Source organism: Mongoliimonas terrestris, assembly GCF_001927285.1.
GTDB classification, from domain to species: domain Bacteria; phylum Pseudomonadota; class Alphaproteobacteria; order Rhizobiales; family Pleomorphomonadaceae; genus Chthonobacter; species Chthonobacter terrestris.
Genome location: NZ_MSIG01000022.1, coordinates 20,561 through 47,108, shown reverse-complemented (window position 1 = coordinate 47,108; position 26,548 = coordinate 20,561). Strand labels below are relative to the sequence as shown.

The window sequence follows — 26,548 nt, the reverse complement described above, 5'->3', positions numbered from 1 at the left end:
CCCGCGCAAGACGTTCCGGTGAGGAGGGATGAGGCGATGAACAAGGTGGTGGTTCGACACAATGTTCCGGCCGCGAGCCTGCCGGTGGAGATCCTGGGCGACATTTCGCGAGACGCGATCGTCACGGTCACTGTCAAGGAGGCCGATCCGACCCCGCGCGCAGCCGACCTGATCGAGGCGCTGGCGCGCTACCGGCGGGTCCGCACGGGAGACGGTCGAACCGCCGAGGCTGCCGTCGAGGACGTTCGGGCGCTGCGGGATGAGTGGGACGATTGATGCCGGCCGGCCGGATATACCTGGATACCAACGTGCTGATCCACGCCCTGGAACGGGAGGACGACCTTGCATTCGCGCTCGTCGACCTGATGGTGGCGGTCGATTTCGACGGACAGCCGCTTTGCGTCACCAGCGCGCTCGCCTTCAGCGAAGCCCTCGTCCGACCTGCCGCCGAGGGCAACAGGCCGGCAATCGACCTCTACACCGGGTGCTTGCGTAACGGGACGACGACACTGGACATCCGCCCAATTACGGCCGATGTCCTGGTGACGGCGGCCTTCCTGCGCGGCGACCGCAAAGGCCTGAAGCTGCCGGACGCCATCCATCTGGCGACGGGTCTTGCCACCGGCTGCGGATCCTTTCTGACGTCCGACCGTGGCCTCACAGGATCCTTCACCTGGAACGCCTCGTATGGCGGGACGGGTATGAACGACGCGGTCATGATCATCGCCCGACCGTCCCTGGACGAGATTGCTCAGCTTCGGAAGGCTGCCGCCGAATGACCGCCCCCCTCCTCTCCGTCCGCGACCTCTCCGTGGCGTTCACCCAGGCCGGGCGCACCACGCTCGCGGTGGACCGGGTGTCGTTCGATCTGAAAAAGGGCGAGACGCTCGCCATCGTGGGGGAGTCCGGCTCCGGCAAGTCGGTGACGGCGCTCTCGGTCGTGCGGCTCCTCGCCTATCCGGCCGCCTCCCATCCGTCGGGGCAGATCCTCTTCGACGGCGCGGACATGCTGACGGCCTCCGACGAGGCGCTCCGCAAGGTGCGCGGCAACCGGATCACCATGGTGTTCCAGGAGCCGATGTCGTCGCTCAACCCGCTCCATACCATCGAGCGGCAGGTCGGCGAGATCCTCGCCATCCACAAGGGCCTCAGGGAACAGGCCGCGCGCGCCCGCACGATCGAGCTTCTCACCGAGGTCGGCATCCAGGACCCGGAGAGCCGCCTCTCGGCCTATCCGCACCAGCTCTCCGGCGGCCAGCGCCAGCGGGTGATGATCGCCATGGCGCTCGCCAACGAGCCGGACCTCCTGATCGCCGACGAGCCCACCACGGCGCTCGACGTCACCGTCCAGGCGCAGATCCTGAAGCTCCTGAAGGAGCTTCAAGGCCGGCTCGGCATGGCCATCCTCTTCATCACCCACGACCTCGGCATCGTGGAGCGCTTCGCCGACACGGTCTGCGTGATGACCAAGGGGCGGATCGTGGAGCAGGGCCCGACGCGCGCCGTGTTCGCCGACCCGCAGCACGCCTACACCCGCCACCTGCTCGCCGCCGCCCCGCGCGGCGAGCCGCCGGCGGCGGACGCCTCGGCGCCGGTGGTCATGGAGGCGGAGGACCTGAAGGTGTGGTTCCCGATCCGCCGCGGCTTCCTGAAGCGCACGGTCGGCCACATCAAGGCGGTGGACGGCGTCTCGGTCACCGTGCGGGCCGGCCAGACCCTCGGCATCGTGGGCGAATCCGGCTCCGGCAAGACCACCCTCGGGCTGGCGCTTCTCCGCCTCATCGGCAGCGAGGGGCGGATCGCCTTCACGGGCCGCGTCATCCAGGGTCTGAAGTCCAACGCCATGCGGCCGCTCCGGCGCGACATCCAGGTGGTGTTCCAGGACCCGTTCGGCTCGCTCAGCCCGCGCATGTCGGTGTCCGACATCATCGGCGAGGGCCTCCTCGTCCATGCCCGCGACCTGACGGCGGGCGAGCGCGAGCGGCGGGTGATCCATGCGCTGGAAGAGGTCGGCCTCGATCCCGAGACCCGCCACCGCTATCCGCACGAATTCTCCGGCGGCCAGCGCCAGCGTATCGCCATCGCCCGGGCGATGGCGCTCAACCCGAAGTTCGTGATGCTGGACGAGCCCACCTCCGCCCTCGACATGAGCGTCCAGGCCCAGGTGGTGGACCTCCTCCGCGACCTGCAGCGCCGGCACGGGCTCGCCTACCTGTTCATCTCGCACGACCTGAAGGTGGTGAAGGCCCTCGCCAACGACCTCGTGGTCATGCGCCACGGCAAGGTGGTGGAGGCCGGCCCGGCCGCGACGGTGTTCGCCAACCCGCAGGCCCCCTACACCCAAGCCCTTCTCGCCGCCGCCTTCAACCTGGAGGCCGCGCCGGTGGGGGTGGTGCGGGATTGATGCCCCCTCGACAGCCGGAACGCGCCATGGCACCAAGCCCGCCATGACACGTCCGCTCATCACTCCGCCTCGCGCCAAGATCTGCGGCCTTTCCACGCCGGAGAGCATCGACTGGTCCGTCGGTGCCGGCGCGGATGCGGTCGGGTTCGTGCATTTCCCGAAGAGCCCGCGCCATGTGGCGCTGGAGGCGCTGCCGGCGCTGGCCGGGCACGCGCGGGGGCGGGCGGCGATCGTGGTGCTGACGGTGGACGCGGACGACGCGCTGCTTGACGCTCTCGTGGGGGCGGCGGATCCGGAGGTGATCCAGCTGCACGGGCGCGAGACGCCGGAGCGCGTCGCCGCGGTGCGGGCTCGGTTCGGCCGGCCGGTGATGAAGGCGGTCGGCATCGGGTCGGCGGCGGACCTCGTCGCGGCCGGCCGGTTCGACGGGGTGGCGGACCTTCTTCTCCTCGACGCCAAGCCGCCGAAGGACGCCACCCGGCCCGGCGGGCTCGGCACCCCGTTCGACTGGTCTCTGCTGGCCGACCATCGGCCGGCGACGCCCTTCTTGCTTTCCGGCGGCCTGACGCCTACCAACGTCGCCGACGCGATCGCGGCCGTCCGGCCGGCGGGCGTCGACCTCTCGTCCGGGGTGGAGAGCGCGCCGGGCGTCAAGGACCAAGCGCTGATCCGCGCCTTCATGGCCGCCGTAGAGGCGGGCCGGCGCGCGGCCGGCGGCGAAGGAGAGACCCGATGACCGTGAAGCCCAATTCCTTCCGCACCGGACCGGACGAGCGCGGTCATTTCGGCATCTTCGGCGGCCGCTACGTGGCCGAGACCCTGATGCCGCTGATCCTGGAGCTCGACGCCGCCTACGAGACCGCCAAGAAGGACCCGAGCTTCCAGGCGGAGCTCGACGGCCTTCACGCCACCTATACCGGCCGGCCGAGCCCGCTCTATTTCGCCGAGCGGCTGACCGCCCATCTGGGCGGCGCCAAGATCTACTTCAAGCGCGACGAGCTGAACCACACCGGCAGCCACAAGATCAACAACTGCCTGGGCCAGATCCTGCTCGCCCGGCGCATGGGCAAGACGCGCATCATCGCCGAGACGGGCGCCGGCCAGCACGGCGTGGCGTCGGCCACCGTGTGCGCCCGCTTCGGTTTTCCGTGCGAGGTGTACATGGGGGCGACCGACGTGCAGCGTCAGGCGCCGAACGTGTTCCGCATGAAGCTCCTGGGCGCCACGGTGCACCCGGTGACCGCCGGCCACGGCACCTTGAAGGACGCCATGAACGAGGCGCTCCGCGACTGGGTGACCAACGTGGAGACCACCTACTACCTGATCGGCACCGCCGCCGGGCCGCACCCCTATCCGGCCATGGTGCGCGACTTCCAGTCGGTGATCGGCAAGGAGACCCGCGAGCAGATCTTGGCGGCGGAAGGCCGGCTGCCGGACATGCTGGTCGCGGCCGTCGGCGGCGGTTCCAACGCCATCGGGCTCTTCCACCCCTTCCTCGACGACGAGGACGTGGCGATCGTCGGCGTGGAGGCGGGCGGGCACGGGATCGACGTCCACAACGGTCATGCGGCCTCGCTGACCGGCGGCCGGCCGGGCGTGCTGCACGGCAACCGCACCTATCTCCTGCAGGACGACGACGGCCAGATCCTGGAGGGGCATTCCATCTCGGCCGGCCTCGACTATCCGGGCATCGGGCCGGAGCATTCCTTCCTGAAGGACACCGGCCGGGTCTCCTACGTGCCGATCACGGACGAGGAGACCATGGAGGCCTTCCAGCTCCTCACCCGGGTGGAGGGCATCATCCCGGCGCTCGAACCCGCCCACGCGCTCGCCGAGGTGATGAAGCGCGCACCCGCCATGGACAAGGACCAGATCATCGTCATGAACCTCTGCGGGCGCGGCGACAAGGACGTGTTCACCGTCGGCAAGATGCTCGGCTACGCTCTGTGAGGTCCGCGATGTCCCCTTCCGAAACACGCCCCGTCACCCGGATCGACACGCGCCTTGCCGCCGTCCGGGCCGAGGGCCGGCCGGCGCTCGTCACCTTCGTCACCGCCGGCGATCCCGACCCGGAGACCTCTCTCGCCATCCTGAAGGCGCTGCCCAAGGCCGGGGCGGACATCGTGGAGTTCGGCATGCCGTTCTCCGACCCGATGGCCGAGGGTCCGCCGATCCAGGCGGCGACGCTCCGGGCGCTGAAGGCCGGCCAGACCATGGCGAAGACGCTCCAGATGGTGCGGGCCTTCCGGGCGGAGGACGACGGCACGCCGATCGTCCTCATGGGCTACTACAACCCGATCTACTCCTATGGGGTGGAGCGCTTCCTCGCCGACGCCAAGGCGGCCGGGGTGGACGGGCTCATCATCGTCGACCTGCCGCCGGAGGAGGACGACGAGCTCTGCGTGCCGGCGCTGGCCGCCGGCATCTCCTTCATCCGCCTCGCCACGCCGACCACCGACGACCGGCGCCTGCCGGCGGTGCTCGCCAACACCTCGGGCTTCGTCTACTACGTGTCCATCACCGGCATCACCGGCGCCGGCTCGGCCGATCCGACCCGGGTGGCGGCGGCCGTGGCGCGGATCAAGGGCCACACGGACCTGCCCGTGATGGTGGGCTTCGGCGTGCGCACCCCCGCCCAGGCGGCCGCCATCGGGGCGAACGCGGACGGCGTGGTGGTGGGCTCGGCCCTCGTCGACGCGGTGCGCGACAGCCTGGACGGGGAAGGCCGGGCGACGGTGAAGACCGTCGCCGCCGTCGCCGACCTCGTCGGCGCGCTCTCGGCGGGCGTGCGCGCCGTCCGCCTGCAGCCGACGGGTTAGGCGGGCCGGACAGGCGGCGGGAGCCGACCGGGTCGACGGCGCGGGGGCTGATGCCGGGACCTGCCGGCCCCGAGCCTTGATTTCGCCGTGCCCTTGTGGAATTCCGATCGAAGACGCATCTGCGCGGAAGCGCGGCGGCCCGAAAGCGTGGCGCGCCGGCGCGCCGAGACCGAAGACGCGACGCTTGTCGGCGCGTCGAAACCGAAGGGCGCTGACGCGGCGCACCGGACCAGGGACCCGCCCCCCATGAACTGGATCAACAACGTCGTCCGCCCGAAGATCCGCTCCCTCATCTATCCGAAGAAGGAGGTGCCGGAGAACCTTTGGGTGAAATGCCCCGAGACCGGCGAGATGGTGTTCCACCGGGACCTGGAGGCGAACCAGTGGGTGGTGCCGAATTCCGGCTACCACATGCGGATCGCGCCGGACAAGCGGCTGGAACTCCTGTTCGACGACGGGGCCGTGGAGACCATCGCGCTGCCCGGCGTGCCGCAGGATCCGCTGAAGTTCCGCGACGAGAAGCGCTACACCGACCGGCTGAAGGACGCCAAGGCCAAGACGGCCCGCGAGGACGCGGTGCTGGTAGGCGCCGGGCGGATCGAGACGACGCCGGTGGTCGCCGCCGTGCAGGACTTCGACTTCATGGGCGGCTCGCTCGGCATGGCGGCCGGCGAGGCCATCATCACCGGCGTGGAGGCGGCGGTGGCCCGCGCGACGCCCTTCATCCTCTTCACCGCCTCCGGCGGCGCCCGCATGCAGGAGGGCATCCTGTCGCTGATGCAGATGCCGCGCACTACGGTGGCGGTGGAGATGCTGCGCGAGGCGGGCCTTCCCTACATCGTGGTGCTGACCAACCCGACCATGGGCGGCGTCACCGCCTCCTACGCCATGCTGGGCGACATCCAGATCGCCGAGCCGGGCGCCCTCATCGGCTTCGCCGGGCCGCGGGTTATCGAGCAGACCATCCGCGAGAAGCTGCCGGAAGGCTTCCAGCGGGCCGAATACCTGCTCGACCACGGCATGGTGGACATGGTGGTGCACCGGCACCAGTTGCGGTCGACCCTCGGCCGGCTGGTGCGCCTGCTCGGCCCGAAGACGGCCGCGATCCCGCGCGAGGCGGCCGATCCGGCCCCGGCGGCGCCCGCCTTCGCGGCGGAGTGACGCGCCCCGGTGCGAAAGCGGGGCCGACGCGGCCCCGATCGGGCCGGCCGCGCGTATGAAACCGGACTGGACGCCGTTCCCGCACCCCCCGCGGGAGCGGCGTTTTCTCCGGTGGCGTCTGCCGGTGAACCGCTGTATCGGTCCGCCGGCGCCACGGACCAAACCGGGTGCGCCTCCTCTGTCGTCGGAAACCGCCTGATGTCCAGAAGCCTTGCCATCATCGACCGGCTCGCGGCCCTGCACCCCAAGGGCTACGACCTGACGCTGACGCGCATCCTCCGGCTGCTCGACGCCCTCGGCAACCCGCAGCGGCGGCTGCCGCCCGTGTTCCACGTGGCCGGCACCAACGGCAAGGGCTCCACCGTGGCCTTCCTGCGCGCCATCCTGGAGGCGGCTGGTCTTCGGGTGCACACGGATACCTCCCCGCATCTCGTCTCCTACAACGAGCGCTACCGGCTCGCCACCGGGCCCGGCGCCAGCGCCTTCGTGGACGACGCGCGCTTCGCCGACGCTCTCGCCCGGGCCGAGGTGGCGAACGGCGCCGAACCCATCACCCTCTTCGAGCTTCTGACGGCGGCGGGCTTCCTCCTCTTCGCCGAGACGCCGGCGGACGTGGTGCTGCTGGAGGTGGGCCTCGGTGGGCGGTTCGACAGCACCAACGTGATCGACGATCCGCTCGTCTCGGTGATCACCTCCATCTCGCTCGACCACCAGGCCTTCCTGGGCGACACGGTGGAGAAGATCGCGTTCGAGAAGGCCGGCATCGTCAAGGCCGGCCGGCCGGTGGTGCTCAGCCCCAACCTCGACAGCGTGCGCGCGGTGTTCGAGGCGGTGGCGCGGGACGTGAAGGCGGGGCCGCTCAAGGTCGGGGGCCAGGACTTCACCGCCTACGAGGAACAGGGCCGCCTGGTGTTCCAGGACGAGGACGGGCTCCTGGACCTGCCGCTGCCGCGGCTGCCGGGCCGGCACCAGATCCAGAACGCCGGCACCGCCATCGCGGCGGTGCGGGCAAGCGGCCTCGACGTTTCGACGGCCGCCATCGAGACGGGGCTGGAGACGGTGGACTGGCCGGCCCGGCTGCAGCGGCTGACCCACGGGGCCGTGGTGGCCGCCGCCCCGCAGGGCGCCGAGGTCTGGCTCGACGGCGGCCACAATCCGGGTGCCGGCGAGGTGGTGGCGAGCGCCATGGCGGACCTCGAAGAGCGGCTCGCCCGGCCCCTCTTCCTCGTCACCGGCATGCTCTCCACCAAGGATCCGGCCGGCTTCTTCACGCCCTTCAAGGGCCTCGTCCGCCACGTCTTCACCGTGCCCATTCCGCAGTCGGAAGCCGCCTGGGCGCCGGAGGCGCTGGCCGAGGCGGCCCGGGCCGCCGGCCTCTCGGCGCAGGCGGTCGACGGCCCGATGGAGGCCATGCGGCTCCTCGGCGAGGGCTGGCAGTACGAGCGGGCGCCGCGGGTGCTGATCTGCGGCTCGCTCTATCTTGCCGGCGACGTGCTTGCCCTCAACGGCACCCCGCCGCGCTGAGCCGGTCGCGCCGGACTGACGCCCGGCGCCGGAAAGTCGGACACGGCGGGACTTCCAGAGCCCGATATCAGGAGCCTGGATCAGCCGGCGCGCCGCACGGTCGCGACCGTCTCCTCGATCACCGCGTGCAGCCGGTCGCGGGCCGCCCGCGGCGTCAGGTTGTGGTCGGCGTCCGGCACGAGTGTGATGGTCGCCAGGGGATGGCGCTTCAGGCCGCGCCCGCCCTTGCGGAAATGGATGGCGAGTTCGTCGAGGCCGCCGTCGTCGGCGCTGTAGACGAGGCGCACCGGGATGCGGCGCGCCGATAGGGTGTCGAACAGCGCCCGGGCGCGGCGGAACCGGCTCTCCTTCGGGGCGAGCGGCCCGGCGAGACGCTCCAGGCTGCTGCCGGCGCGCTCCAGCACACGGCGCGACAGGTCGCGGGCAAGCCGCGCCCAGGGCACCGGCTGGCGGCGGCGGCCGAGGATCAGGTCGAGGAGCTGGCGCGGGTAGGTGGACGCGGACCGGAAGGAGTGACGGATCGCGTCCTCCACCCGCTCCTTCGGATCCCAGACGAGGCGCAGCGGATTGACCGCCACCACGGCCCCGACACGGGCGGCTTCGCCTTCGAAAGCGCCGGCGTGGAGCGCAGCAAAGGCACCGCTGCACCGTCCGACGAGCACGGCCGGTCCGTGGCCGGCGGCGGCGAGGTGGGCGAGCGCGGCGGACACGTCGCCCTGGTGGGCGTCGGAGTAGAGCGGCTCGGCCGGCGCCGCCGGGTCCGACGACGCCTCGCCGATGCCGGAGAGATCGAGCCGGAAGGACGGGGTGCCGGCGCGGGCGAGCCGGCGGGCGTGCTCGACCGCCGAACGGCCCCAGCCCACGTGCGGGTCGCGGCCGGAGTTGAGGAAGACCACCACCGGGTCCGCCCGCCCGGCGGACGGGTCCGCGCGCCCGGCGGACGGGTCCGCCGGCAGGCAACGCACGCCGTAGAGCCGGCCGTCGGGTCCGAAGCGCTCGGCCACTTCCACGAAGCCGTCGCCGGCAAGTCGGGCGTCCGGCGCCCCGTCGTTGCGCCCGCCCCGGACGGGACCGGGCGGCACGACGGCCATGAGGCGGAGCGCGAGCGCGGCCAGCGCCGCCTCCGGCACGAGGGCGGAGGTCGGGTCGCTGACCCAGCCGTCGAAGCCTTGAAGCGGCATCGTCTCCACCGGAACGCCGAGCGCCCGGTAGCGCTCCACCAGCGGCTTCTCGCGCGCGCCGTCGCCGCGCTCGGCAATGATCACGTGCGGCACCGGCGTGGCGGCGGCCACGGTGGACAGGCTCTTCAGGTCGGCCAGGAGGTCGGGGGCCATGCGGTGCCCGCCGACGACGAGGCCCTCGTCCGCGGGCGCGGCCCTGCCGGAGGCCTGCATCATGCCGGCCCAGGCGGCGAGTTCGCGCGCATAGACCCGCCCGGCCATCACGGGCGCGGCCAATACGAGGCCGGCGATGCCCGGCAGCGGCCCGGCGCCCGGCGCGGCCGTGAGGGTGGCGGCCTCCACCGCTAGGTCGGCGCCGAGGCCGAGGCCGAGCACCAGGGCCTGATCGACCAGGCCGAGCACGCCGAGCGTGCCGAGGCCGTCGCGGAGCGCGCGCCGCCAGGCGGCGAGGGTGCGGGCGTCGGCCGGCGGGTCCAGGCTGTCGCCCGTGCCCGGCAGATCGAAGCGAAGAACCGGGTAGCCGCGCGCCGCCAGGGTTTCGGCGAGACGGCGCCAGCCGATCCGGGTGCAGGCGTCCTCGAACCCCCACGGCCCCAGCATCAGCACGCCGGTGCGTCCGCCCGCCGGATGGAACAGGCCGGCGCAGCCGCCGAAGGCCACCGGCAGGCCGGGCGCGCCGTCCGCCAGCGGAGAAGTCTTCGACGCTTCGGGCAACTCAAGGGTGAGAGACATGCACGATTCCAAGATCACGTTTGCTCGATCGGACGTCGACGTCCCGTGTTTCGCCCGTCCTATCAACCAACTTTTCGTATATATGCAGGCTATATCTTACCAAACCGGCAGCGTCACTTGCCGGCGCCGGGGGGCTCGACCAGGATGGATCGTCGGCAAGGCTGCCGATCCATCCTGGTCGACGCGCCCGCGGGCCGCGGTCTCCGTCCGACGGAAAGCGGTGCCGAACTAAAAATCCGTGCATCACGGTCGGACTCGTCCGGCCGTGATGCACGCCACGGCCGGACCGGCCGGCGCCCGTTCGGGCTTGCCTGCGCACGACAAGCCCCGACCTGTCGGGACGTGTCGTGCTTGGTGTCTTTTACCCCGCCCGATCGCCCGGGACTGAACCCCGGCGCGTCGGCCATGGTTGTGCGGAGCGGAACGCGTGGTCGCCAGCATACTTGCCGCCGCCGAGCGCGTCGGCCTTCATCCGGCCATGCTCGGAGCCCTGTTCTCCCTCTCCATCAAGGTGCTCGGCTCCGTCCTGGCGCTCTTCGTGTTCGCCGTGGCGGCGCGCTCCATGTCCATGGAGGCGTTCGGCTATCTGGCGGTGACCTTCAACATCGTGGCCTTCCTGGCGGTCATCGGCGTCCTTGGCCAGGACACGCTGATCATCCGCAACTGGGCCGAGACGCAGGGCAACGACGATCCGGCGGGAAGCTGGGGCGCCTATCTGTTCGGCTGGCGGGTCGCGGCGGTGTCGGGGCTCGTCACGGCGCTCGCCTTCGCGCTCTTCTGCGTGGTGCACGCCCCGTTCGACGAGACGCACCTCTTGCCGGTGCCCACCACGGCGGGGCCGATCGCGGCCGCCTCCGCCTTCCTGTTCGCCCAGGTTCTCCTGCACTACGCCTCCCATTCGGCGCGCGCCATCTCGGGCGTGGCGGTGGCCGAGCCGAACCGGGAGCTGACCTGGCGCATCATCCTGGTGGTGGTGTTCGTGGTGGTGATCGCGGTCGACCCGGAGGACGCCGTCACGGCCTTCTTCGCCAGCGCCACCCTCGGCGCCTTCATCGCCGCCGCGGTGCAGACCACCCTGGTGCTGCGCGGCATGGCGCCGGAGGTCCGCCGCGCCCGCCCGGTGATGCAGGCGCGGGCCTGGGGCCGGCGCACCATCGGCATGGTGTCGTCGGCGGCCGGCGAGGCGGCGAGCCAGTACGCGGAGGTGATCATCATCGGCGCGGTGACGTCGCCGGCGGTGTCGGCGGCCTATTTCGTGGTGGCGCGGCTCGCCAACGTGTTCCCGATGATCGCCACGGGCCTTCACGGCTATTCGTCGTCGCGCTTCGCCAACCTCTACTATGCGGGCCGGATGCGCGAGGTGCAGAACCTCCTCGCCAAGGTCATGCTGGTGGCGCTCGCCCTCGTGGGCGCGCTCGCCTTCGTGGTGGTGGTGGCCGGCGAGCCGCTGCTCGGCCTCTTCGGCGAGAGCTACCGCTCCGCCTATCCGACGCTGCTGATCCTTTCCATCGGCACCGCCTTCGCGGCCCTGATGGGCCCCGGCGGCGGCATCATGCTGATGACCGGCTACGAGAACGTCTATTCGCGGGTGCTGATCTTCTCCGTGCTCGCCCGCGCCGCCGCGCTGGTGCTGCTCGCCCCCGCCTACGGCACGGTCGGGGCGGCGGTCGCCGTGGTGGCGGTCTCGGTGCCGCTGTCGGTGGGCTTCTGGCTGTTCTGCCGGGTGAAGGTCGGCATCGACCCGTCGGTCATCGGCATCTTCCTGCCGCCGCGCGACCCGGTGCCGGCGCCGGGGCCGGCCGCCTGACGTCGGGTTCGTGACATCGGGCAGCCTGATCGGGCAGCGCCATCAAGACCCGCGCCCGGGTCGGCCGCGCGTCACTTCATCCCGAGCGCGTCCATGACGGCGGGTTCGGGCGCGCCGGTGCGCGGGTCGACGAGGCCGAAGCCGTCGCGGAACTCCCAGTGCGTCCAGCCGATGCAGGCGGCCTCGGCCGCCTCGCGCACGGCGCGGATCCAGGCGGCCCGGTCGGCGGGCGGCGCGGCGAAGCGCAGGACGCCGAACTCGCCCACCACCACCGGCAGGCCCGTCCGGGCGCTCCAGACGGACACGTCCCGGAACACGGCGGCGATGCGGGCGGCGTCCCACGGGGCCTCGTAGGAGCGGGCGAGGAGGTCGGCGGCGTCCGGCCGGCCGATCAGGCGCATGCCGGCGAGGGCCTGGCGGAGGGCGGGATCGCCGGGGGCCGCCGGGAAGGGCACCTCGGCAAGGGCGGCGTGCGGATCGTCGCCCATCCAGGTGGCGCCCTGGTGGGTGAAGGCCATCGGGTCGTAGAAGTGGATCGCCTGGACGGTGTTGGCGTCCTCCACCGGCGGCCGCCCCATGAGGGGCTCCACCCGCTGGGGTCCGGCGGGACCGATCACCAGCGTGTGGTCCGGCAAGGCGGCGCGCAGGTGCGCGGCGATCCGCCGGGCGTCGCCGTCCCAGCGCTCCGGCGTGGTCGGCGGCTCGTTGAGGAGTTCGGGGAAGACGAGGCCGGCGGGCCGGGCGGCCACGAGCGGGATCAGCCGGTCCCAGGCGGCAAGGATCTCGCCGAGCGCGGCGTCCGGCGCCTCGGCGTAGAGCCGCGCCAGATCGCCCCCCGGGTGGAGGTCGAGCACCACCGCGGTGTCGAGGGCGATCATGCGGTCGAGAACGGCCGCGATCGCGCGGAGGCGCGCGGCGGTGCGTTCGGCCGTCGCGAAGGCCGGCATCAGGTCCTCCGCCGGCACCGGCAGGCGCACGTGGGTCATGCCGGCGCGGCGCAGCGCCTGAAGGAGTTCGGCGTCCGGCTCGCGCTCGTCGCGCACGTCGATCCAGCCGGTGAGGTTGTAGCCGCGGGCGAGGCGGGCGAGCCGGTCGGCCGGCACCTGGAACCGGGCCGCGCAGGCGGCGCCGGGTGTCGTGGCGGGCGCCGTCTCGCCGGCCGGTTGGGCAGCCGCGCCGATCGGGTGGGCCGCCGCCATCAGGGCGGCGAGGAGCGGTGCGGCAAGCCCCCGGCGCACCTGTCAGCGGTTCCTGGTGATGATGAGGAGAAGGGCGGCCGGGTTGGTGTCCAGATAGCGCCAGCCGAGCCGGCGCGGCTCCAGGAGCGCGCGCCACAGCCATTCCAGCCCGAGGGTCTGCATCCAGCCGGGCGCCCGCGGCTTGCGGCCGGACAGGAAGTCGAACAGGCCGCCGGCGGTCTTGATGACGCCGACGCCGGCCAGGCGCGAAAGGTTGCGGCTGATGAAGTCCTGCTCGCGCGGGACCCCCATGCCGATCCACAGGAAGTCGGGCTTGAGGGCGGCCACCTCGGCGCAGACCTCGGCCTCGGCCTCCGGGCTGATGTAGCCGTGCCGGGCGCCGACGATCTCCACGTCCGGGTAGAGCGCGCGGAGGTTGGCGGCGGCGGCCGCGATCACGTCGGCGGTGGCGCCGAGCAGATAGTGCCGGACCGCGTGGGGTCCGGACCGGCTGAACACGTCGTGGACGAAGTCCGTGGTGGCGACCCGCTCCGGCAGGGCGCGGCGGCAGAAGAGGCGCGACAGGAGGACCATGGGCATGCCGTCCGCGTGGATGGCGTCGGCCATCAGAAGCCGGCTCCGGAACTGCGCGTCGCGGTCGGCGAGCACCACCACCTGTCCGTTGGCGGAGGTGACGTAGAGCGGCAGACGGCCGCTGTCCCGACGGTCCACCGCCAAGGCGATCAGATCGTCGGCGGACCGGGCCCGGTCCACCGCGGCGATCGGCAGTCCGCCGACCACGGACACGGGCCAAACGCCGGCGAGATCGCCGGAGCCGTGAGGCCGGTCGAGGGCGAAGTCCGTTCCCGTGGGGGCGATCTGCCCGCGTTCCGCAATACTCATGAACGCATCCATCCTGCTACGGCACGACTTATGGGCGCCATGCATATAATAAACGTTATATTTCGGCCATGACTTTCGTGTCAGGTAAAGAGCGGGATAAGGGGATTCGACCAAATGCCGCCTTGCCCTCAAACTTTGTAATACACACGCCAGATCATAGGCTTTCCTTCTGTTGTCCTGCGGCGCAGCAAAACCGGAGGTTTACCGGCGGCGCGAAGTCGAACCTCAGGCGGCAGACGCCGGCCGGCGTCAACCCGGTCATGGCAGGCCGTGCAGCACCGCCATGATGGGCTGTCCGCCAGAGGGCCTGAGGTGACCGGCGGCGGTCTGCAGGTCCGCCGGCTTGGTCCGGTCGAAGGCGACGACCAGCACCACGGCGTCGAACAGGTCGCCGTCGAGATCGTCCTCCACGTCCGGCGCCACCACGAAGACGAGGTCGTAGCGGCGGCGCCCGACGCCGGAGAGGCGGGAGAAGTCCGGGTGCCGCACCAGCTCGGCAAGGCGCACCCCCGCCGGGCAGCCGGCGTTCATCACCTGCACGAGGCCGGTGCCGGTGCCGGTGTCGTCGCGCACGGCGCGGTCGAGCGGCGCGTCGCCGGAAAGGACGTCGAAGAGCGTCGGGTCGATGGAGGTCTTGCGGCCCCGGATACGTTTCTTCGGCGGATCCGGCAGCACCACCAGGGCGGAGAGGCGCGCCTGCTCGGCCTGGCGGGCGAGCGAGGTCGCCACCGCGGTCGCCGCGCCGGTGTCGCCGAGGCCGCAGACGAGCACGTGGGCGCCCGGCCGCAGCCCCGCCATCTTGCGGAAGATCTCGGCCATCTTGCGCAGCTGCCGCCGGAGGTCGGTGCCGGCGTTGACGGCGATCGGCTTGCCGCCGACACCCCGGGCGGGCACCTCGGCCACCACGGGCACGCCCGTCAGCGCCTCCACCTCCTCGGGGCTGCGCACGCCGCGGGTGACCGTGTCGATGAGGATGGCGCCCATCAGGCCGGCGAGCAGCGCGGCGAACAGGCCGACCGGCGCGGCGAGCACGGGGCTCGGCCGGCTGGACCGGGTCGGCGGCGTGGCGTTGGAGACGATGCGGGTGTCGCTCGGCAAGAGGCTGCGCTGGGCGCTCGTCTCCTTGTAGCGGGTCAGCACCTGCTCGTAGAGGGCGCGGTTGGCGGCCGCCTCGCGCTCCAGGTCGCGCAGGCGCACGCCCGCCTCCGCGGTGGTGGTGGCGCGGGTCTCGGCGCGGGCGAGTTCGGCCTCGAGCGCCTGGTACTGGGCCTCGGCGGCGTCGAAGCTGGCCTTGCTATCGGCCACCAGCCGGCGGATCTCCTGGCCGATCTGCTCCTCCAGGGTGGCGAGCCGCGAATTGGCCTGGGCGAAGCGGGGATGCCGATCGCCGTAGATGCGGGCGATCTGCGCCGCCTGCTGCCGCTCGGCGGCATACTGGCCGCGCAGGCTGGCGAGGAGGCCGGTCTCCGCCGGGTTGGCGTTCATGTCGGTGGGCCGCTCGGTGCGCAGCTGTTCGTAGCGCGCGCGGGCCTGCTCGGCGTTGGACTTGGCAAGGGCGATCTGCTGGCTGAGGTCGGTCAGCCGGCGGCCGTCCACGGTGGTGTCCTGGCCGGTGTCGACGATCCGGTTGGCGGTGCGATACTCGGCGACCGCCTGCTCGGACGCCACCACGGCCGCCCGCAAGGTCTCCAGCCGCCGCTCCAGCCAGCCGGCGGCGTCGTCGGTCGCCTCCTGGCGCGGCTCGGCGAGGCGCGTGACGAAGGCCTCCGCGGCGGTGTTGGCCACCTTCGCGGCCTTGTCCGGATCCGCGGAGGTGAAGTTGACGGAGACGAGGTAGGTGAGCCCGCGCCGCTCCACCCAGAGCCGCTTGCGGAAAGCGCCGAGCACGTCGCGCTCGGTCGGCACCCGGCCGAGGAGGCCGGGCTTGTTGAACTCGGGGTCGTCGAGGATGCCGAGCCCGCGGGCGACCGGGGCGAGGAAGTCCTCCGTGGCGGCCACCGCCACATAGCTCTCCAGCGCGGCGGTGTCGCTGCCGATGCCCGGGATCACCTCTTCGGAAAGGAGCACCCGCTGGCTGCGCGGATCGACGAGGACGAGCGCGGTCGCCGTGTAGGTGGCGGGCAGCGCCATGTAGGCGGCGGCCAGAAGGCCGAAGGTCAGCGTGGCGATCCCGAGCATCCGCAGGAGGTTGCGACGCAGAAACGCCATCGCGGCCGCGGGATCGATGAGTCCCGGCAGCCCCGCGCCAAGCGGCGCGTCCGCCCCTTGCGAGATGAGCGGGCTTTCCCAGTCGGCTTTCGTACTCGCCGTCATCTGATGAAAGGCCTCCCTGACGCGACTGACTTCCAGAAGCCGCTTTTCTATGTATCATATCTTTTATATTTATTTGTCGGCGCCTGCGAAACTCGGAGAGTTGCCGAGGTCGGCATAGAAAACGTGGACGCATGGTAAAAAAGGTCTTCTGGCGAAACCCATGAGCGTCACCGCCTCCACCACCACTGAACGGACCGGACCGCCGCGCCTCCTGCGTGTCTCGCGGGGCGCCGCCGACGCCCGCACGGCCTCGCTGATCGCCGAGACCGCCGGGATGCTGGCGGTCGCCGCGCTCGTCACCGTGGTGCCGCTTTCGCTGCACCTCGTCTCCAAGCCCCTCGCCATCCTGATGGCCTTCGTGCTCGCCGTGGGGCTGGCCGTCGCCTGGCCGCGGGTGCTGCCGTCGGCCATCCTGTTCAACGCCTTCTTCCAGACGCTGATCGTCTCCATCCTGTCGCCGGGGCTGACCTCGCCGGACGACCTCTCCTTCATCCGCGGCTACGGCTTCATGCTGACGGTCGGCTTCTGGCTGGTGGTGTTCTGCCGCTTCGTGCTGGAGGCAAACCACTACACCCCGTCGATCCGCCGGCTGGTGTTCGGCTCCGTGGCGGTGCTGGTGGTGATCGGGCTCTACATGGTGGCCGGGGTGGCGGCGAACGGGCAGGCGGCCATCATCTACACCCGCAACTTCGCCCTGCCGATCCTCCTCTTCCAGATCTGCCTCCTGACGGCCGCCCGCGAGCGGGTGGACTTCGGCCGCACCCTGATGCTGCTCGCCATCCCCTATGTGGCGCTCGGCTACCTGGAGTTCCTGTCGCGCGACGCCTGGCTGGCGCTCACCAACGGTCGCTCGTTCTGGACTCTCTCGGTGGAGCCGCTCCGCCAGACCGGCGCCTTCATCCACACGCTGGAGACCACCGGCAAGGTCTACAAGGACATCACCGACAGCTTCTCGGTGGACCTCTTCAACACCGCCTACCTTTCCGAGTTCGGCATCACCATCGACCGGCTGTTCGGGCCGAACATCCACGCCATCAGCTACGGCTACTGCCTGGCCTTCCTGTTCCTCTATCTGCTGGCGGCACGCCGCTTCGTGGTGGCGCTGCTGCTCCTGCCGCTCCTCGTGTTCGCCAGCGCCAAGGGCGCCATCGTGGTCATCCTGATGGTGTTGGGCGGCTGGACCGCGACGCGGCTCTTCGGCGCCGTCGCGGGCCTCGGCGCGGTCCTCGGGGTGCTCGTGCTCTATGCGTCGCTGAACACGCTCACCGGCCTTTCAAGCGGCGACTTCCACGTGCTCGGCCTGATGGGCGGCCTCAACGGCTTCCTGGAGCAGCCGATCGGCTGGGGCATCGGCAGCGGCGGCAATCTCGATGCCCAGATGACCCCCGAACAATGGCAGGATGCCCAGCGAAACGGCTATACACCCTATGCGATTGAAAGCTCTATCGGCGTGTTGATCTATCAGATGGGTGTCGCCAGCGTCTTCGTGCTCGTATTCTACGCGGCGCTGTCATTTATGACATGGCGACTTTACATCAAAACTATGAACGGACACTTCGGGTTGGCGGCGTTTGGTCTGTTAACCGTGCTCGTCAATGGATTATTTCAAGAAGAGGCATTATTTTCCGTCCTCGCGATGGGGCTGATGGCGTCGTTCGCCGGAGTTGCGCTGGGGTCCGCCTGGAGAGGCGATCCCCGCGCCCGGTGACGCGCGACACCCCTCGGCCGATCGGGATCAGCCCAGGGACAAGCGATGACCTTGAACACTGTCGAGCCGTCCGCGGCCGGCCCCGCCGACGCCGCCCTGACGGCGGCCGACGCGACGTCCCGCACCGTCGCGGCCGCCCGTCCGCTGCGCGTCCTCCTGGTGCAGACCCAGGCGGAGGGCGCCGGCGCCCAGGAGATCACCCGCCTGCTCGCGGCCGGTCTCGACCGGCGCGGCCTCGAGGTGCACACGCTCTTCTTCTACCGGCGCACCGCCGCCTACGACGGCCAGCCGCGCACCACCTATGTGGAGCCGGTGCGGCCGAACGGCCCGATCGGCATGCTGCGCTTCTTCGGCCGGCTGATGAAGGCGATCCGGCGGATCGACCCGGACGTGGTGGTCACCTACCAGCATTTCGGCAACGCGGTCGGCGCCGCCGCCACCCGGCTCGTCAGCCGCGCCCCGGTGATCGCCAACCAGGTCTCCACCCAGGCGGTGACGCCGAAGCCGATCCGGGTGCTCGACCGGCTGTTCGGCCAGGTCGGCGTCTACGACGCCATCACGGTGAACTCGGCCGCCACCCTGGCCGACTACAGCCGCCATCCGGCCTCCTATCGCCGGCGGATCATCTCCATCCCGCACGGCTTCGAGAACAAGACGCTCGCCATCGGCAAGGATGACGCCCGCGCGGCGCTCGGCCTGCCGGCGGGCGTCACGCTGCTCGGCTCCACCGGGCGGCTGCACCCGACCAAGCATTTCGACGCCGCCATCCGCCTCCTGCCCGAGCGGCCCGGCTGGCATCTCGCCGTCGCCGGCCAGGGCGCCGAGCGGGAGGCGCTCGGCGCGCTCGCCGCCGCGCTCGGCGTCGCCGATCGGGTCACCTTCCTCGGCGAGCTGTCGCCGGCGGACGTCGGCGTGCTCCTCGCCGGCCTCGACGTGTTCGTCTTCCCCTCCCTCGGCGAGACCTTCGGGCTTGCGGTGGTGGAGGCGGCCCAGACCGGCGTGCCGGTGATCGCCAACGACCTCTCCGTGCTCCGCGAGGTGCTGGCGAGCGACGGCGAGCCCGCCGCCGTCTTCGTCGACGTCGACGACACCGCCGCCTTCCGCAAGGCCGTCGACGACGTTCTCGGCGATCCGGTCCTCGCCGGCCGGATCAGCGCCGCGGGCCGCCGCCTGGAGCGCCGCTACTCGGTGGACGCCATGGTGGACGCCTATGTGGAGACCATGCGCGCCGTGCTGCCCACGGGGTCGCGCCCATGATGGTGGCCCTCGCGGTCGACCCGTCCCGGCGGCGGCGCTGGATCGCCGATCTCGCCCGGCGGCTGCTCGACGCCGGCTTCGCCGTCCGCCTGATCGACGCCGACCGCAGGCCGCCGGTGCGGTCGGTCGGCCTGCTGCTCGACCTGGAACGCATGCTCCTCCGCCGGCACCGGCCGCTCGGCGCGGACCCGGACGCGCTCGACGCCCTGCCGCCCGTCGGCAGCCTGGACCGGCCGAACATCGTCATCGACCTTTCCGCGGCGCCGGCGGCCCGGCCGGGCGCGCGCACGCTGGCGGTCGCCTTCGACGGCCTCTTCGGCGAGGACGCGCTGATCGGCCCGCTGCTTGCCGGCCACATGCCGGCCTTCGAGATCCGCGACCTCGACGGGGGTTTCGACGGGGGCCTCACCCTGGAACGCGGCCGGCCCTCGCGGGAGACCGCCGTCGGCATCGGCGGCGGCATGGACGCCGCCACCACGCGCCTCGCCGCCCTCCTGGTGGCGCGCCTGCGCGATCCGGACCGGCCGCTGCCGCCCCCGGAGGCCGCGACGGCCCGCGCCGGCCGTGCCCTGCCCTATGCGGCGCGCACCCTCGCGGCGACCGCCGCGCTCACGCTCTACCGGCTCTGCTGCCACGCACCCCACTGGAGGGTCGGCTGGCGCCACGTGACCGGCCCCGGCGTGATGGAGCGCGGCGACACCGACGGCGTTCCGTTCCGCGTGCTGCCGGACCCGGGCAAGTGCTTCTACGCCGATCCCTTCGCCGCCACCTGGCAGGGCCGCACGGCGGTGTTCGTGGAAGGGCTGGACCACCGGGTCGGGCGCGGCTTCATCGCCGCCGTGCCGTTCGACGGCAATGGACCCACCGGCCCGGCCGTGCCGGTGATCGAGGCGCCCTTCCACCTGTCCTATCCCTTCCTCTTCGAGGACGGCGGCGCGCTCTACATGCTGCCGGAGAGTTCGCTCGCCGACCGGCTCGACGTCTACCGCTGCGTGGACTTCCCGCACCGCTGGGAGAAGGTGGCGACCCTTCTGGAGGGCCGGCAGCTCGGCGACGCCACCATCGTCCGTCACGGCGGCCGGCTCTACATGCTGGCGGCCGAGCGCGACGGCACCGGCGGCTATTCGGACACGCTCGCCATCTACAGCGCCGACACCCTGTTCGGCCCCTGGGCGCCGCATCCGGGCAACCCCATCCTGGTCGACGTGGCGACTGCCCGCCCCGCCGGCGCCATGGTGCGGCGGGACGGCCGCCTGTTCCGCCCGGTGCAGGACTGCACCGACGGCTACGGGGCCGCCATCACGCTCGCCGAGATCACCCGGCTCGACGAGACGGGCTTCGCCCAGACGGTGATCGGCCGGGTCCGCCCGTCGGCGAGCTGGCCCGGGCGCAAGCTCCACACGCTGAACCGGGCCGGCGACCTGGAGGTGATCGACGGCGCGGTGATCCGGCCGAAGCTCGCCGGCCTGATGGGGTTCGCCGACCGCCTGCAGGCGCCGAAGCCCGCGCCCCACCCCGGCGCGGAGGCCCCGGCGCCCTATCCGGGCCCGGCCGCCCGCTCCGCCCCGCCCACCTGAGCCTTTCGCCTGTCCGGGCGCCGACCGCCGCAAGGCCCGCCGACGCTCTTGCCTCTCTTTGGTCCTTTCGTTCGTGACGCCTGGGAATACAACGCATGAGTGCAGACATTCGCACCCTCCTCGCCAGCCACGGCGGCCTGCCGGTGGACGTGGCCACCCTTGCCGACGACGCCGACCTCTACGGCGCCGGCCTCTCCTCCTTCGCGTCGGTGCAGCTGATGCTCGCCCTTGAGGACACGTTCGAGATCGAGTTCCCCGACCGCATGCTGAACCGCCGCACCTTCGCCAGCATCCGCTCCATCACCGACGCGGTGACCGAGCTGGTGGCCGAGCGCGAGGCGGCCGCATGAACGCGGTCGGCGACTTCACGCCGAGCCGCCTGCGCGAACGGGCCCGCCGGGTCGCCGCCGTGGCGGCCCGCCACGCCGACGCGGTGGACCGGGACGGGCGCTTTCCCCGCGAGGCGGTGGAGGCCATGAAGGCGGAACGCCTGCTCGGCGCCATGATCCCGGAGGACCTCGGCGGCGAGGGCGCCGGTCTGGCGGCAGTGGCCGACACCTGCACGGTGCTCGGCCAGGCCTGCTCGGCCTCCGCGATGGTGTTCGCCATGCACCAGATCAAGGTGTCGTCCCTGGTGGAGCACGGCCTCGACAGCCCCTGGCACCGAGGCGCCCTGGAGCGGATCGCCGCCGACCAGCTGTTGATCGCCTCCGCCACCACCGAGGGCGGCATCGGCGGCAACATGCGCAACTCCATCTGCGCGGTGGAGCGCACCGGCGACCGCTTCACGCTTGAAAAGCAGGCGACCGTCATCTCCTATGGCGACGACGCGGACGGCATCATGGTGACGGCCCGCGCCAACGGCGAGGCGCCGACCACCGACCAGGTGATGGCGGTCTTCTTCAAGGGCGACTACACGCTGGAGCGCACCTCCACCTGGGACACGCTCGGCATGCGGGGCACCTGCTCCAACGGCTACGTGTTCCGCGGCGCGGCGCCGGTGGCGCAGATCATCCCGAAGCCCTTCGCCGAGATCGCCGCCCAGTCCATGCTCGCCTACGCGCACATCCTCTGGAGCGCGCTCTGGTTCGGCATCGCGACGGACGCCGTCAACCGGGCCCGCGCCTTCGTGCGCGCCGAGGCCCGCAAGACGCCCCAGACCACCCCGCCCGGCGCCCTCCGGCTCGCCGAGGCGACCGCCACCTTGAACTCCATCCGCTCCACGGTGCTTGCCGCCATGGAGCGCTTCGAGGCCGCCAAGGCCGACCCGGACGCGCTCTCGTCGGTGTCCTTCGCGGTCGACATCAACATGGTCAAGGTGGAGACGTCGGAGCGCATCCTCGACGTGATCGACCGGTGCCTCCTGGTCTGCGGCATCCTCGGCTACAAGAACGGCACGCCCTACAGCCTCGGCCGGCACCTGCGCGACGCCCATTCGGCGCGCCTGATGGTCAGCAACGAGCGCATCCTCGGCAACACCGCCAACCTGCTGCTCGTGCAGCGGCAGGACGTCGGGCTTTTCGGATGATCCCCATGAAAGAGACCACGAGCCTTCTCAACCGCCTGTTCGACAGCGGCATCCTGTTCTCCACCGGCATCGACGGCCTCTACGGGCGCTCCGGCGTGTTCGAGGACGTGATCGCGCGCTTCGACGCCCTCGTCACCGCCTTCGGCGGCGAGGACAAGGCCGAGGTGGTGCGCTTCCCGCCGGCCATGAACCGCGCCCATTTCGAGCGCTCGGGCTACCTGAAGAGCTTCCCCCAACTCGCCGGCACCGTGCACAGCTTCTGCGGCGACGACCACGGCCACGCCCAGCTGATGGAGTGCCTGGCCGCCGGCGAGGACTGGACCGGCCAGCAGAAGGCCACCGACGTGGTGCTGACGCCGGCCGCCTGCTACCCGCTCTACCCGCTGATCGCCAACCGCGGCGTCCTGAAGCCGGAGGGCGCGCTGTTCGACCTGCAGTCCTACTGCTTCCGCCACGAGCCCTCGGTGGAGCCGACCCGCATGCAGCTCTTCCGCATGCGCGAATATGTGCGCGCCGGCACCCCCGACCAGGTGGTGGCCTTCCGCGCCGACTGGCTGGAGCGCGGGGGTAAGCTCATTGAGATGCTGGAGCTGCCCTTCCACGTGGACGTGGCCAACGACCCCTTCTTCGGCCGCGCCGGGCGGATGATGAAGAACAACCAGCGCGACCAGGGCCTGAAGTTCGAGCTCCTGGTGCCGGTCAACAGCACCGAGGCGCCCACCGCCTGCCTCTCCTTCAACTACCACCAGGACCATTTCGGCCGCACCTGGGGCATCGAGACCGCCGACGGCGCGGTGGCGCACACGGCCTGCGTGGGCTTCGGCCTGGAGCGGGTGGCGATCGCCCTCTTCCGTCACCACGGCACCGACGTGCAGTCCTGGCCGTCGGCCGTGCGCAAGGTGCTGTGGGGATGAACCGGCCGCTGCTCCAGGCCGCGGCCGGGCCGGCCCCCGCGGTCTTCCCCGGGCTCGATCCGGCGGCCCACCGGCCGCACCGGCTGCACGCGGCCGACCGCATCTGGCCGGAGACCAACTGCTACGTGGACCTCTGGATCGAGGTGCTGGCCGCCATGGACCTGCCGCCGGAGGCCGCCCTCGGCTTCACCGTGGCGGAGGACTTCGAGGGCGACCAGTTCACCTTCTTCAAGATCCCGACGGAGGATCTCGCCGCCCTCTTCGGCCTCCGCGTCCAGGAGCTCGCCATCTTCGACGCCCCGGAAGGCCACATCGCCGTCCAGGCGGCGCGCGGCCGGCTGGTGCTGATGGAGCTCGACGGCTTCCACCTGCCCGACACCCGCGGCGTCGGCTACCGGACCGAGCACGGCAAGACCACCGTGGCGGTGAACCGGATCGACCTCGCCGCCCGGTCGATGGACTATTTCCACAACGGCGGGGTCTTCACGCTTTCCGGCGAGGACTTCGAGGGCCTGTTCCGCACCGCCGACCGGTCCGAGGCGGCGCCCTTCCTGCCTTACGCGGAGTTCGTTAAGCGGCCGGACCGGCCGGTGGCCCTCGCGGGCCTCAAGGACACCGCGACCGGCCTCCTTCGCCGGCACATCGGCCTGCGGCCGGCCGCGAACCCGGTCCGCGCCTTCGCGGCGACCTTCGAGGCGGACGTGGCGGCGCTCGCCGACCGGCCGTTCGGGGCCTTCCACAAGTATGCCTTCAACACGCTCCGCCAGCTGGGCGCAAACTTCGAGCTGCTGGCCGACCACCTCGCCTGGCTCGGCGGCCCGGACGACGGGATCGCGGCGGCGCGGGCGATCGCGGACGGCGCCAAGGCGGTGCAGTTCCAGGTGGCCCGCGCGGTCGCCCGGCGGCGCGTGGCGGGACTTGCCGCCGGGCTGGCGCCGATCGCCGATCACCACGACGCCCTGATGACGACGCTTACCCGCCGATACGGCTGACGGCGCGCATGGCCCGGGTCGTCTCCGTCTCCACCGACGCGCGGATCGCGCTCACCGACGGCTGGACGCTGGCGCTGTCGCCGCCGGGCGCCGCAGCCGGGCCGGCGGAGGCTGCGGCCCTCGACGACTGGATCCCGGCGATCGTGCCCGGCACGGTGGCGGCGGCCCTGGAGGCCGCCGGCCGCTTCTCCCGGACGGCGCCGATGCCGCTCACCGGCGTCGACGCCTGGTACCGGGTGCGGCCCGGGGTGGAGGGACGGTTCAGCCTCGCCTTCGACGGGCTCGCCACGCTCGCCGAGGTGTTCGTCGACGCCGTGCCGGTGCTTTTGAGCCGGTCCATGTTCGTGCCCGCGGCGGTGGACGTGGACCTTCAGGCAACGAGTGAGATCGCGATCGTCTTCCGCGCCCTCGGCCCGGCGCTCGCGGCCAAAGGCCCGCGCGCCCGCTGGCGGCCGCAGATGATCCCCGCCCAGGGGCTGCGCCTCGTCCGCACCAGCCTCCTCGGCCACATGCCCGGCTGGTGCCCGGAGATCCACCCGGTCGGCCCCTACCGGCCGGTGACCCTCACCCGCCGGGGGCCGGTGGCGATCCGCGACCTTGCGGTCGCCACCCGGCTGGAGGGCTCGGCCGGGATCCTCGACTTTGCCTGCACGCTGGACGGCGCGGACGACGCCACGCTCTCCTGCGGCGACGGCACGGCAACCGGCACCGTCGGCCCGGACGGCCGGCTGGCGCTGAGCCTCCGGCTTGACCCGGTCCGGCTCTGGTGGCCGCATACCCACGGCACGCCGCATCTCTACACGCTTGCGCTCGACGCCGGCCCCGCCCGCATCGATCTCGGGACGGTCGGCTTCCGCACGCTTGCCGTGGACCGGGGCGCCGACGGCGAGGGCTTCGCACTCCGCGTCAACGGCGAGCCGGTGTTCTGCCGGGGGGCGGTCTGGACCACGCCGGACATCGTGCGCCTTTCCGGCGACCGGGACGCCTACGCAGCCTTCGTGGACCTTGCCGCCGAGGCCGGCATGACCATGCTGCGCATCCCCGGCGTCGGCACCTATGAGACGGCGGCCTTCTTCGACCTCTGCGACGAGCGCGGCCTCCTGGTCTGGCAGGACTTCATGTTCGCCAACTTCGACTATCCGGCCGCCGACCCGGCCTTCGTCGCCGCCGCGGTGGCGGAGGCGGAGGCGCTCCTCGGCGCGGTGCAGGCCGCGCCCTCGCTCGCGGTCCTTTGCGGCGGCAGCGAGGTCTACCAGCAGGCCGCCATGTTCGGCCTGCCGCCGGCCGCCGCCCTGTCGCCGCTCTACGAGACGGTGCTGAAGGGCGTTGCCGCCGACCGCCGGCCGGACGTGCCTTACGTGCCGAACGCTCCGTGCGGCGGCGCGCTCCCCTTCGTGCCGGGGCGCGGCATCGCCCACTATTACGGCGTCGGCGCCTACGGCCGGGGCCTCGACGACCTCCGCCGGGCCAACGTGCGCTTCGCCGCGGAATGCCTCGCCTTTTCCAACGTGCCGGCGGCGGCAACGCTGGAGGCGCACCTGCCCCAGCCGGCCGTGCACCATCCGGCCTGGAAGGCGGCGGTGCCGCGGGACCTCGCGGCCTCCTGGGACTTCGAGGACGTGCGCGACACCTACCTCGGCCTCCTTCACGGCCTCGACCCGGCGCGGCTGAGACGGGAGGACCCGGCGCGCTACCTGGACCTCTCCCGCCGGGTCACCGGCGCCGTCATGGAGGTAGCGTTCGCCGAGTGGCGGCGGCCGGGGTCCGGCTGCGGCGGCGCGCTGGTGTTCACCCTGATGGACCTGGTGCCGGGCGCCGGCTGGGGCGTGATCGACGCCACCGGCCGGCCGAAGCCCGCCTGGTATGCCCTGAAGCGCGCCTTCCGTCCGGTGCAGGTGGCGCTGACCGACGAGGGCACCAACGGGCTCGCCATCCATCTCGTCAACGAGACCGCCGCGGCCCTCGACACGGTGGTGGAAATCGCGTGCCTGCGCGACGGCGCCGTGCCGGTGGTGGCCCGCAGGGCCCCGGCGCCGCTCGCGGCGCGGGAGAGCCGCACGCTCGACGCCTACGCGCTGATCGGCGCCTTCTTCGACGTGACCTACGCCTACCGGTTCGGCCCGCCGGCCCACGACGTGACGGTGGTGCGCCTCCGCGACGCCGCCACCGGAGCGGTGCTCGCCGACGCCCATCACCGGCCCGGCGGGATCGCCCCCGTGCGGACAGGGCCCGTCAGCGGTACGGCACGGCTCGACCTCGACGGCGCGCACCCCCGCCTCGTGCTCTCGGTCGACCGGTACGCGGAGGGGCTGACTGTGGACGCGCCCGGCTGGCGTCCGTCCGACGACGCCTTCGCGCTTGCGCCCGGCGCCGACAAGACGATCGATCTGACGCCGGTCGGACCCGGCGCGCCGCCACCGCCGCAGGGCGCCGTCCGGGTCGGCACGGGCGCGACGGTCGTCAGCTTCTGATCCCCTCAAGCGTTTTCCGACCTGCCGGATTCGTCACGTCGGAAAACGCTCCAGAGTCAAATGCCTGGAGCATTCTCCC

Annotated in this window: 21 protein-coding genes; 17 read left to right on the top strand and 4 right to left on the bottom strand. The window is 72.0% G+C overall.

The window, feature by feature from the left end; translation table 11 throughout:
* The 8 genes from BUQ68_RS20670 to BUQ68_RS20635 all read left to right on the top strand — a co-directional run.
* Positions 1–276, top strand: a 276-nt coding sequence (locus tag BUQ68_RS20670; protein ID WP_210215666.1) for a hypothetical protein, incomplete at its 5' end; no start/stop codon positions are given.
* Positions 276–779, top strand: a complete 504-nt coding sequence (locus BUQ68_RS20665; protein ID WP_075217923.1) for a type II toxin-antitoxin system VapC family toxin — start codon at positions 276–278, stop codon at positions 777–779. The genes BUQ68_RS20670 and BUQ68_RS20665, both read left to right, overlap by 1 nt.
* Positions 776–2,404: an ABC transporter ATP-binding protein gene (locus tag BUQ68_RS20660; protein ID WP_075217922.1), complete on the top strand. Its 1,629-nt coding sequence runs from the start codon at positions 776–778 to the stop codon at positions 2,402–2,404. The genes BUQ68_RS20665 and BUQ68_RS20660 overlap by 4 nt, the downstream gene beginning before the upstream one ends.
* A gap of 43 nt (positions 2,405–2,447) precedes the next feature.
* On the top strand, positions 2,448–3,140 hold the full coding sequence (locus tag BUQ68_RS20655) for a phosphoribosylanthranilate isomerase (RefSeq protein WP_075217921.1): 693 nt from the start codon (positions 2,448–2,450) through the stop codon (positions 3,138–3,140).
* Positions 3,137–4,354: a tryptophan synthase subunit beta gene (gene trpB / locus BUQ68_RS20650; protein WP_075217920.1), complete on the top strand. Its 1,218-nt coding sequence runs from the start codon at positions 3,137–3,139 to the stop codon at positions 4,352–4,354. The genes BUQ68_RS20655 and trpB overlap by 4 nt, the downstream gene beginning before the upstream one ends.
* Before the next feature lie 8 nt (positions 4,355–4,362).
* Positions 4,363–5,223 (top strand): tryptophan synthase subunit alpha, encoded by an 861-nt coding sequence (trpA, locus tag BUQ68_RS20645; protein WP_075217919.1) that lies wholly within the window; start codon positions 4,363–4,365, stop codon positions 5,221–5,223.
* A gap of 246 nt (positions 5,224–5,469) precedes the next feature.
* Positions 5,470–6,384 carry an acetyl-CoA carboxylase, carboxyltransferase subunit beta gene (accD, locus tag BUQ68_RS20640; RefSeq protein ID WP_075217918.1) on the top strand — a complete coding sequence of 305 codons (915 nt, stop codon included), beginning with the start codon at positions 5,470–5,472 and terminating at the stop codon, positions 6,382–6,384.
* A 195-nt stretch (positions 6,385–6,579) separates the two neighbouring features.
* On the top strand, positions 6,580–7,908 hold the full coding sequence (locus tag BUQ68_RS20635; RefSeq protein WP_095407399.1) for a bifunctional folylpolyglutamate synthase/dihydrofolate synthase: 1,329 nt from the start codon (positions 6,580–6,582) through the stop codon (positions 7,906–7,908).
* An 80-nt stretch (positions 7,909–7,988) separates the two neighbouring features.
* Here BUQ68_RS20635 and BUQ68_RS20630 read toward each other — a convergent pair whose 3' ends face one another.
* Positions 7,989–9,821, bottom strand: a complete 1,833-nt coding sequence (locus BUQ68_RS20630) for an alpha/beta fold hydrolase (RefSeq protein WP_075217916.1) — start codon at positions 9,819–9,821, stop codon at positions 7,989–7,991.
* A 427-nt stretch (positions 9,822–10,248) separates the two neighbouring features.
* Here BUQ68_RS20630 and BUQ68_RS20625 point away from each other — a divergent pair, with 427 nt between their 5' ends.
* Positions 10,249–11,628, top strand: a complete 1,380-nt coding sequence (locus BUQ68_RS20625; RefSeq protein WP_075217915.1) for a lipopolysaccharide biosynthesis protein — start codon at positions 10,249–10,251, stop codon at positions 11,626–11,628.
* Positions 11,629–11,699: 71 nt separating this feature from the next.
* On the opposite strand, the gene BUQ68_RS20620 is transcribed toward BUQ68_RS20625, so the two are convergent.
* The 3 genes from BUQ68_RS20620 to BUQ68_RS20610 form a co-directional block, all read right to left on the bottom strand.
* On the bottom strand, positions 11,700–12,866 hold the full coding sequence (locus BUQ68_RS20620; RefSeq protein WP_083656771.1) for a glycoside hydrolase family 5 protein: 1,167 nt from the start codon (positions 12,864–12,866) through the stop codon (positions 11,700–11,702).
* Between the two features lie 3 nt (positions 12,867–12,869).
* The gene (locus BUQ68_RS20615) at positions 12,870–13,709 is read right to left on the bottom strand and encodes a WecB/TagA/CpsF family glycosyltransferase (protein ID WP_083656770.1); all 840 of its coding nucleotides are present in this window, start codon (positions 13,707–13,709) and stop codon (positions 12,870–12,872) included.
* A 258-nt stretch (positions 13,710–13,967) separates the two neighbouring features.
* Positions 13,968–16,022, bottom strand: a complete 2,055-nt coding sequence (locus BUQ68_RS20610; protein ID WP_075217914.1) for a GumC family protein — start codon at positions 16,020–16,022, stop codon at positions 13,968–13,970.
* A gap of 160 nt (positions 16,023–16,182) precedes the next feature.
* Between BUQ68_RS20610 and BUQ68_RS20605 the strand changes: the two genes are divergently transcribed.
* The 8 genes from BUQ68_RS20605 to BUQ68_RS20570 all read left to right on the top strand — a co-directional run bounded on the left by BUQ68_RS20605 (position 16,183) and on the right by BUQ68_RS20570 (position 26,469).
* Positions 16,183–17,730, top strand: coding sequence for a hypothetical protein (locus BUQ68_RS20605; RefSeq protein ID WP_075217913.1), 1,548 nt, complete (start codon positions 16,183–16,185; stop codon positions 17,728–17,730).
* A gap of 45 nt (positions 17,731–17,775) precedes the next feature.
* Positions 17,776–18,987, top strand: coding sequence for a glycosyltransferase family 4 protein (locus BUQ68_RS20600; RefSeq protein ID WP_075217912.1), 1,212 nt, complete (start codon positions 17,776–17,778; stop codon positions 18,985–18,987).
* Complete coding sequence (locus tag BUQ68_RS20595; protein WP_075217911.1) at positions 18,984–20,564, top strand: glucosamine inositolphosphorylceramide transferase family protein; 1,581 nt, start codon at positions 18,984–18,986, stop codon at positions 20,562–20,564. The genes BUQ68_RS20600 and BUQ68_RS20595 overlap by 4 nt, the downstream gene beginning before the upstream one ends.
* Positions 20,565–20,659: 95 nt before the next feature.
* Positions 20,660–20,914, top strand: coding sequence for an acyl carrier protein (locus tag BUQ68_RS20590; protein ID WP_075217910.1), 255 nt, complete (start codon positions 20,660–20,662; stop codon positions 20,912–20,914).
* Positions 20,911–22,092 (top strand): acyl-CoA dehydrogenase family protein, encoded by a 1,182-nt coding sequence (locus BUQ68_RS20585; protein ID WP_075217909.1) that lies wholly within the window; start codon positions 20,911–20,913, stop codon positions 22,090–22,092. The genes BUQ68_RS20590 and BUQ68_RS20585 overlap by 4 nt, the downstream gene beginning before the upstream one ends.
* A 5-nt stretch (positions 22,093–22,097) precedes the next feature.
* The gene (locus BUQ68_RS20580) at positions 22,098–23,006 is read left to right on the top strand and encodes an amino acid--[acyl-carrier-protein] ligase (RefSeq protein WP_075217908.1); all 909 of its coding nucleotides are present in this window, start codon (positions 22,098–22,100) and stop codon (positions 23,004–23,006) included.
* Positions 23,003–23,998 (top strand): DUF1839 family protein, encoded by a 996-nt coding sequence (locus BUQ68_RS20575; protein ID WP_075217907.1) that lies wholly within the window; start codon positions 23,003–23,005, stop codon positions 23,996–23,998. The genes BUQ68_RS20580 and BUQ68_RS20575 overlap by 4 nt, the downstream gene beginning before the upstream one ends.
* 8 nt (positions 23,999–24,006) lie before the next feature.
* Complete coding sequence (locus tag BUQ68_RS20570; protein ID WP_075217906.1) at positions 24,007–26,469, top strand: glycosyl hydrolase 2 galactose-binding domain-containing protein; 2,463 nt, start codon at positions 24,007–24,009, stop codon at positions 26,467–26,469.
* Positions 26,470–26,548: the final 79 nt, after the last annotated feature.